Below are 7,142 nucleotides of genomic sequence, written 5' to 3'. Positions count from 1 at the left end.
GATCCTTCTCCCGCCGCGCGATGCTCGAGGTGAGCAGAGAAATGTTCGTGAGGGGTGTGTTGATCTCGTGCGCCACGTAGGCGGCGAGTTGGCCCATCGATGCCAGCCGCTCGTTCTGAGCGAGCGCCTTCTCCATCCGTCCCCGCTCGATCGCGCTGGCGATCACGTTTGCGACCGCCGCGACGAAGTCGACGTCGTCCGGGGAGAACGCGCGTGGGCTCTTGGAATGGGCGCTCAGCACCCCGAATGGCGACGCCTGGCCAGGGATCGCCACGGTGATCCCGCTCGCCAAGCCGCGTTCGGTGAACAGCGCGGGAACCTTGAACCGCGTCTCGGTCGCCGCGTTCTCGAGAATGATCGGACCCCCCGTGGACAGGGTGTAGGCAGCCTGACTCTCCTTCGGATCGTTCGAAATCCGGGTCCCCAGCGGCAGGTCCCAAGCGACCCGGGCACGAATTGTGAATGCGGTCTGATCCGGCGTCAGCTCCAAGATGGAGGCGTATTCGACCCCGAGGGTCTTTGTGAGCGTCGCTATGGCATCGTTAAGGAGACCCGAAATTGAAGGCTCCTGCAGGGCTTTCTGCCCCAACGCGGCAATGGCGGCCTGCTGGCGTGCGCGGGACTCCAGCGCCTTCGAGGCCTTGACGCGCTCGGTGACATCCGAGACGACGGCGACGTAGCCGGCGACTGCGCCGGTCGGACCGCGAAGCGCAGTGACGGTCACGCTGGCCGGGAACCTCGAGCCGTCCCTCCGGGCCATGACCCGCTCGCCCTCCCAGTGGCCACTTTCGCGAAGGGACTTCAGCGCCACTCCGAAATCGCTCTTCGCTTCGGGAGAAATCAGCATATCGGCGACGGACTTGCCTCGAACCTCGGAGCCCTTCCGGCCATACATCCGGGTTGCATAGTCGTTCCAATACACGATCCGCAAGTCCACGTCCGTCGCGACCACCGCGTTCCGGACCTGGCCGAGCAGGGAGGCTTGGAACCTAATCTGTTCGAGCGCGTCATTGCGCTCCGTGATGTCCCGGTAGTTGAGGACCAACGCGCGCAAGTCCGGATCCTCGAGCAGGTTGGTGCCGATGATTTCGGTCCACCGCCACGTGCCGTCCTTGCAGCGGACGCGTGCCTCGGCGACAACGCTCTTCCCGGGGCTCGTCATGAGATCCGCGAACCCCTGGCCCAGTAGGGCGAGGTCATCCGGATGGAGGAATTCGAGGCCCGATTTTCCCAGCGACTCTTCCGGAGTGTAGCCAAACATTCGCGAGACCGACGGGCTCTCCCACGTCACCTTGCCTTCCAGGGACATGAGACTCACAGCGTCCCTCATCTTGGCGAGAATGGCCTCGAACCGGCGACGGTCCATCTCTCGGGCCTCGAGGGCCTCCCGCTCCTGGGTGACGTCCTCGATCATCCCGAGCATGGCCCTCGGCGCCCCTTCCGGAGTCCGAAGGAGCGCGATCGTGACCCGCGCCCAGAAGTGGGTGCCATCCTTGCGGAGGTATCGCTTCGCGTACTGCGCATGCTCCCGCTGACCGTCCGCCAAGCTGAAGGATTCCCGCTGGCTCAAGGGCACATCGTCGGGGAACGTGACCGCACTGAAGTTGACGCCCACGAGTTCCTCGCCTCCGTAGCCCAGCATACGTTGGAAGGCGGGATTGGTGTCCAGGAAATTGCCCTGGAGATCGGCGAGGGCGATGCCCACCGGGGAGTCGACGAACATCGTCCGAAAACGGGCTTCCGCGTTCCGCAGCGCCTCGTCCGACCGCTTGCGGTCGATCGCGAGGGCCACCTGGGCGGAAATCATGGAGAGAATCTGCTTCTCGGCCTCCGTGTACCGGATGGACTCGGCATAGCTCTGGACCGCCAAGACGCCGAACGTTCTCCCGCCCGCGGACAGGGGAACCCCGAGCCAGTCCACCCCGGTTGCGCCCACGCTCTCGACGGAACCCTCGACCACCAGGCGCTCGAAGCTCTCGGGCGTCACGAGTAACGGGGCCGCGGAGCGCAGGACGAACTCGGTGAGCCCTCGCCCCGCCTTGTAAGGAGCCGGCGTCGCCTCCTTCTCGTCGACGAAGTACGGGAAACTCACGGTGTCCGAGGTCGTGTCGTAGAGGGCGATATACAGGTTCTCTGCGGGCATCAGCGTGGCGACGCTGCGGTGAATCTGGTGGAACAGCTCAGGCAGGTCGCGAGTGGTCGATGTCGCTTCCGAGATTTCGAACAGGGCTTCCCGCAGCCGCTCGGAACGCTGCTCCTCCGTCACGTCGCGCAGAATCGTCAAGAGGCAGGGTTCGCCCTCGATCTCGATCGATTCCACGGACACGAGACCGTTCCGGATTCCGCCCGATTTCGTGCGGAAGAACGTTTCCAGCTCGCGGACGGAGCCCTTCTCCGCGAGCGCTTGGTCAATTCGTTTTTCGGATTCCGCGTTCGCGGGCAGCACCAACTCGAATCCGGTTCGGCCGATCAGCTCGTCGCGGTCGTATCCAACGAGACGGAGGAAGGCGTCGTTCGCCTCGAGGAACTTCCCATCGGACCGAGCGACGATCGTGAACGCGACGGGGCTTGCACGGAACGCCTTCCGAAACCGCTCCTCGCTCTCGCCGAGCGCCCGCTTCTGCTCCTTCAAGCTCCGCCGCGCCTGCGCGGCCCGGATCTGGGCCTCGACCTCGGAGGGAAGGAGTTCGTTGTAGCGGGCCGTCTTCACGAGGAAACCGGATGCGCCCGCGGCGAGCGCCTGGACCGCGGTCTGCTCCTGTCCGGCTGCCACGACGAGAATCTTGGGCACGTCGGGAATGCGCTCCCGCAGGACGGACAGCACGTCCAGGGCGGCCATGTCCCGCAGCTTGAGGTCCAGAACGATCACCGCGAAGGATTGGGAGAGGGCCACGCGGAGGCCTTCCCGCCCCGTGCCCGCGATGGTAACCCGGAATCCCCGCCTTCCGAGGGCCATCGTGCTCAGGACCTGGTGCTCCTCGTTCGGATCGATGACGAGGACCGGGGGCTCCTTGTCAGAACCGGAACCTTTCGCGTCCTTCGCGGTAGCAAGCGCCATGCTCAGGCGGACCTCGGGTGGTGCGCAGGGAAACGACCCCCCGGGTGCCGCATAAAGCCTATGTCATGGGAAATGGACCGACCCGTGATACGGAATAGCGCGCGGCGTCGATAGGGCAGCTACGCGCGGGCCTCGCGGTCGAGGGGGTTCAGAGGAAGGGTAAACCGAATCCGCGACCGAGGCCCGTCCACGCTAACGCGCGCCCGGTCCGAGGTCAACTCCTCGAGCAGGGGGCGGAGGCCTTCGGAATCCAGGAGAGCGAGGAACGCCTGGAGACGGTCGGCCATCCCCTTCGCGCACACCGTCTCGAAGCGTCGCCACGCCGCGGTCGTGTAGAACCGACGGCCGTCCCGGGCACCGCGGGTGCGGATCGCTCCGAGTCTGTGCAGCCGGCCCAGAGACCGTTCGAGGATGCCCGCATCGGGAACGATCTGGCGGCCCAGCGTGGAACGCAATACACCCGGGTGCGTTCGGACGATCTCAAGCACCCGGCGATCCAAAGGATCCTCCCAGGCGGCGAGGAAGGGCTCGAACCGGGCCGGGTACTGGCCCGGCAGGAACAGGAGCACCCGGTTGCCGACGCGACGGGTCCGGACGAGACCATGGCTCGCGAGGCGATCCACGTGAAATCGCAACGTGGGGAGCGGGGAGAGGAGGAGACGGGACGCGGACCGGAGGTGGACACCCGGGTACGCGGCCGCGGTCAGCACGAGCTCCAATCGGCGGGGATTGAGCAACCAGGAAGGCCCCGCCCGGCGCGCGGGCTGGTCCAGCTTCACCGCTTCGACGCCCAGCGCACGCTGGAGGCCCCGCGCAAATCCCGACGGCTCCGCCACGAGGGGGGAATGCCTCGGTTCCTCAAGAGGCTTTGAGGCCCCCGAACGGCTCCCCACGGACCTGGCTTCCTGGCCGAGTCACCAGGGAGTCGCGGACGCGGCAGCTTCCATCGGACGACGTCAGTTCACCGCCTCCCAAAAAAGGCACGTGGTCCGTTCGGTCATCCGATAAGGCGAACCCTCACCATCCGTGCGGGAACGCGGCCTCCACGGTGAGCCCGGCGAGGGCACCGAGCACCCGGATCCGGACCTCCACGGGGTCGAAATACGCGGGGTCGTCATGAGCCGCGCGAAGCGGCCCCGAGATCCCCGCGGCCCCCGCCGCGGGCCGAACCCGCTCCAGCACCCCGGGCCGGAACCGGAGCCGATCGTACAGGACGTGGCGCGTCCCCGCCTCCGCAATAGCACGAAGGAGCGGGGCCAGGGTCGCCTCCGTCGTGGACGGCAGGATCGGACCCACGAAGGCCCACGTCCGAATCCCTCCTTGGTTGAGCGTCCGAAGGACCTCGATCCTACGCACGGACGGGCTGGCGAACGGCTCGAACCGTCGCCGCATCGCCTCGTCCAGGGTCGTGATCGTCACCCCGACCTCGGCCTCGTGAAGACGGCGCAGCAGGTCCAGGTCTCGGAGGACGAGGCTCGACTTGGTCTGGATGCTGACGGGGAAGTCGAACCGGACGAGCTGCTCGAGGCAGTACCGCGTCAGGCGGTACCGCCCCTCCAACGGTTGGTAGCCGTCCGTGACGGTCCCGATGCCCACGACGCCCCGCGCCTTGCGCCGGAGCTCGCGGGCGAGGACGGCGGGGATGTTCCGCTTCACATCGACGAAGCGGCCCCACGGCCTCGTTTCCCGCAGGACGGACGGTGCGTAGCAATAGACGCATCCGATGGAGCAGCCGCGGTACGGGTTGAGGGCGTAGTCGAGCCCCGGGAGGGACGTGTCCGAGAGGGCCGTGGAGCACGCGACCTCGCGCACCTTCACGGGGATCGCATCCCCGCCACCCGCTCCAGAAGTTCGCGCGCGGAGTCCGCGACGTCGTACTCGCCCAGCTCCTGGAGCGGCAGGAAGCGCGCGTTCTCCGCGTCGCTCGCCGGGAAAGGTTCCCCGGAGACGTACTCCGCGAGGACGCCGAAGAGCACGTAGTGCCAGCGCACCCGCCCGTCCGGCTCCTTCAGGATCACGTCGCGCACGTCGACCACCCGGACCGGACGCACGACGACTCCGGTCTCCTCGAGCGTCTCCCGCGCTGCCGCGGCCTCCACGGTCTCCCCCAGCTCCAGGGAGCCGCCGGGCGGGCTCCACAGCCCCTTCCGGGGCTCATCCCGCCGCTTCACGAGAAGCACGGTGCCTTCCCGGAAGACGAGGGCGCTCACCGCGGGCACGGGCCGTTCCGGGAACTCATTGCGCGCTTGCACGGCGTGGACGCGCACGGGGGGCGGAGTCATTTCAACCTTCCTACGACGGCGGCGAACCGTCCATCCGATTTCTTCCATTGAACGAAAGCGAGCGTCGAACCTGGCAGGTCGACACCTACGTTGATATGGACCCACAGAAATGCGAGGAGTCGGGTCCGCCGAACGGGATCCGGAGGGACTTGTCGTTGGCGACGCCGTCTCGAACCCTCATCGCCATGTGCCTCGCGGTCGCCCTTATCGCAGCCGGCCTCGCCGCGCATCGGACGCTTCCATCCCGAGCGAATGAGCCCGCGTCTCCCTACGCGGCAGTCTTGCGAACGGACTTCCCTGCCTTCGGAGTGGCCACGGCCGCGCCGGATCGCCGAACCGCCACGGAGAGCATGGGGACTCTTGGAATCTCGCCGGTCCGCGCCATCATCGTGCCGGCTCCGGCTGCGGCAGGCACGCCGAACCTGACCATCACCAACCCCGTGCCCAACGCCGCTTTCCGCGTGCGGAATGTGACCGTCTCGTGGGTGGCCGACGGGAACGGTAGCAAGCTCGCAGGCTTCACGGTCCAGCTCGGAGGCTTGCCCCCGGTCGACGTGGGACTCAACACGAACTACTCCCTCGTGGGCCTTGACGACGGACTGTGGTTGGTCCGGGTCCGCGCGACGAACGCCGCTGGGCTGACCGCGACCCGGTCCGTGGGTTTCTTCGTGGTCACCCACTTGGGGAGCATGAGCCTGCAGTTCGTGTCGAGTGCCGTTTGGCACCAGGGGGTCTACATCCTCGCCACACGCACCGTGGTCGTGGTCTGGGACGTCCTCGGAGCATACGACGGGCTCGCCTCAGCGACCCTCACGGTCGATGGGTCTCCATACCCACTGAGTTGGGTGCCGCATTTCAATGCCTCGACACCCCCAATCCTTGGGAACGGGTCCGTCTTCACGATCCCAATCCCCTTGGAAGGGATCCACACGATCATCCTGACGGCGGAAGATCGTGCGGGGAATTCCATGACATTCGGCGTGCCGATCCTCGTCGACCCGTTCCCGCCCACCGCGAAGATTGCCGCCCCCGCGGACGGTGCGACCGTGTCCGGGCCAGACGTCAGCCTGGTCTGGGAAGCACGAAGCAATCTGAGTGGCATCTCCGGATATGCGGTCGCCGTCGATGTCCCCGGCGACAACTCCTACGTGACCGATGCGTACAACAACACGACCGTGCTTCGCGGTCTGAACCCGGGTCAACATCGGGTGTACCTCACCGTGGACGATTGGGCTGGACACGAGGTCATGGTCTCGACCACGTTCACCGTCACGGCGCCCTCGCAGCCCCCGCTCGATCCACTCTTGATTCTGCCGTGGTCCCTCGCCGCCGTGTTGGCCATAGGCGTGGCCATCTTGACGCAGCGCCTCCGGAGAACGCGGCGGGAACGAACTCCATCACGGGAGGATCCCCAAGGCCCTCCACCTGGTGGCGGCGGAGAACGAGCGTAAAGCCCCGTCATCTCCTGCGGCCGACGGAACGAGCCGTCAGGAGTGCACCGGCGAGGCCACGAGCCGCTCCACGGTGCCAAAGTCGTCGAACGTCCGCTGGTAGAGCGTGTGCTTGAGCACCTCGCTCATCCGAACGTAGCGGGCCATGGGAATATCGAGCCGGGTCTGGAGATAGGCCAGGGTTTCCGCCAGGGTCGCGAACGAGCGCGCGGGCCGGCGGAGCGCATCCCGCACATGCTCGCGTACGTTCCACACCCCGACGGGCATGATGTAGCCCGGGTGGGTTTCCCGCAGGATCACGGTGGCGGCCTGGCGACGCTCCCGGACCAGGGCCTCCGCAACCGCGAGCCG

6 protein-coding genes are annotated in these 7,142 nt (G+C 66.9%); 1 reads left to right on the top strand and 5 read right to left on the bottom strand.

All coding sequences use genetic code 11. The features are described from left to right. The 4 genes from VEY12_00050 to VEY12_00035 form a co-directional block, all read right to left on the bottom strand. The coding region (locus VEY12_00050) for a PAS domain S-box protein (protein ID HYM38522.1) at positions 1-3,058 on the bottom strand (3,058 nt) is incomplete at its 3' end. Between the two features lie 119 nt (positions 3,059-3,177). Beyond that, entirely contained in the window at positions 3,178-3,894 is a 717-nt protein-coding gene (locus VEY12_00045) for a hypothetical protein (protein HYM38521.1), read from the bottom strand. Between the two features lie 181 nt (positions 3,895-4,075). Then, positions 4,076-4,876: a radical SAM protein gene (locus VEY12_00040; protein ID HYM38520.1), complete on the bottom strand. Its 801-nt coding sequence runs from the start codon at positions 4,874-4,876 to the stop codon at positions 4,076-4,078. After that, positions 4,873-5,310 carry an NUDIX hydrolase gene (locus tag VEY12_00035; protein HYM38519.1) on the bottom strand — a complete coding sequence of 146 codons (438 nt, stop codon included), beginning with the start codon at positions 5,308-5,310 and terminating at the stop codon, positions 4,873-4,875. Before VEY12_00035 ends, VEY12_00040 begins: the two co-directional genes overlap by 4 nt. A 380-nt stretch (positions 5,311-5,690) precedes the next feature. On the opposite strand from VEY12_00035, the gene VEY12_00030 reads away from it, so the two are divergent. After that, positions 5,691-6,791 carry a hypothetical protein gene (locus VEY12_00030; protein ID HYM38518.1) on the top strand — a complete coding sequence of 367 codons (1,101 nt, stop codon included), beginning with the start codon at positions 5,691-5,693 and terminating at the stop codon, positions 6,789-6,791. Positions 6,792-6,827: 36 nt separating this feature from the next. Here VEY12_00030 and VEY12_00025 read toward each other — a convergent pair. Beyond that, a partial coding sequence (locus VEY12_00025) for a hypothetical protein (protein ID HYM38517.1) occupies positions 6,828-7,142 on the bottom strand: 315 nt, incomplete at its 5' end.

It is taken from the genome of Thermoplasmata archaeon (genome assembly GCA_035632695.1).
GTDB lineage: Archaea > Thermoplasmatota > Thermoplasmata > RBG-16-68-12 > RBG-16-68-12 > RBG-16-68-12.
This window is presented reverse-complemented; position numbering and strand designations above follow the sequence as displayed.

Excerpts from the sequence above, each read along its gene's own strand:
- VEY12_00030 (HYM38518.1), top strand. The coding sequence starts at position 5,691 with ATGGGGACTCTTGGAATCTCGCCGGTCCGCGCCATCATCGTGCCGGCT.